Here is a 1,532-nt window from a genome sequence, read left to right on the forward strand (position 1 = left end):
GCCTGCGTGCTGGTGGTAAAGGCTTATTTGCACTGGATGTGACGAATCCTGATGACTTTACAGACTCAGCGACGAATGCTGCTAATACTGTAATGTGGGAATTCACTGAAAGTGATGATGCAAATCTAGGTTTCTTGACGACTGCTCCATTAATCTCATTGATGAATAACGGCAAATGGGCGGTTATCTTTGGTAATGGTTATGAGTCAACCAATGGTCGTGCAGCACTCATGATCTTGTATATCGAAGAAGGTCTAGATGGATGGGCTGCAACTGACAAAGTTGTGATTGATACGGGTGTAGGTACCTCGCTTGATAAAAATGGTTTATCTGGTGTAACGGCTGTTGACTTGAATGGTGATCAGATTCCAGATCGTATTTATGGTGGTGATATTAAAGGCAATATGTGGGCCTTTGATGTGAGTAATACAAATGCTGCCAATTGGGGCTCTGCCTATAACTCCGGCACAACACCAAAACCATTATTCTCAGCAAAAGATAGTAATGGTGCGGCACAGCCTATTACGGCAGCACCTAGTTTGGCATTGAACAGTGCGCAAGCTAATAAAGGCTTTTCGCCAAATGCTTTAGTTACTTTTGGTACTGGTCAGTATTTAGTAGATGGCGACCAAGCGAATGTAGATGTCCAAAGCTATTACACCATCTGGGATAGCGGAACTGAGCAAGAGCTTGTCCGTACCGATCTAGCGGCTAGAACCTTTACGGAAACGGATGAGGTGAAGTCTCTCACTGGTACAGACGTGAACTGGGACAGTAACGAAGGTTGGTATGTCGACTTCATCGTTTCTGGCGAATCAGCTGAAGGTGAGCGTGTGACGCAAAAACCTGAGTTGCTGTTTGATTCAGAGGTTGGTCCGATTGCCTTGTTCTCAAGTTTGATACCAGATGTATCTGAGTGTTCAGGTGGTGGTGCGAGTTACTTGTATGCCTTGCCGTTGCTAACCGGCTTAAATCCAAGCAAGCCTATTCTTGATTTGAATGATGATGGCCTCATTGACGAAAACGACGTTGGCGCAGGTATGAAGAGCGATAACTTCAACAACGAGACGAATGTACTTGGTAAATACACCTTCAGCTCAAACAAAGAGAAGCCAAAAGACAGCACGGGTATCGATAAAGGCGAGCACGCCGCGACTACTGCATCTGATCGTGAAGGTCGTTTGGGTTGGTTCGAGTTGATTAATCAATAATGAGAGGAAAAAAACATGAAGACAAATAAGCAGCAGGGTTTTTCCCTCATTGAGTTGATGATTGTGGTGGCGATCATCGGTATTTTGGCCGCGATTGCCTACCCAAGTTACCAAGAGAATGTTGCGTCAACGCATCGCGCGAATGCGCAAAGCGAGCTGATGGGTTTGAGTTCAGCGCTTGAGCGCTGGTACACGCAGAATAATCATTACTCGAATGCTGCCGATGGTGGTGCCGATACGGGTTTGCCAGGTGCTGGTTTATATGGCTTAGATCAAGAAATTGCGCGTTTTTATACCATCACTATTTCTCAGACCGATGGT

2 protein-coding genes are annotated in these 1,532 nt (G+C 45.5%); both read left to right on the top strand.

Going from position 1 to position 1,532, the window contains the following annotated elements:
• Positions 1-1,211, top strand: a 1,211-nt coding sequence (locus tag A3739_RS20055) for a pilus assembly protein (protein WP_255376789.1), incomplete at its 5' end; no start/stop codon positions are given.
• A gap of 15 nt (positions 1,212-1,226) precedes the next feature.
• Positions 1,227-1,532, top strand: a 306-nt coding sequence (locus tag A3739_RS20060) for a type IV pilin protein (protein WP_156502715.1), incomplete at its 3' end; no start/stop codon positions are given.

Source organism: Oleiphilus sp. HI0067 (genome assembly GCF_001635735.1).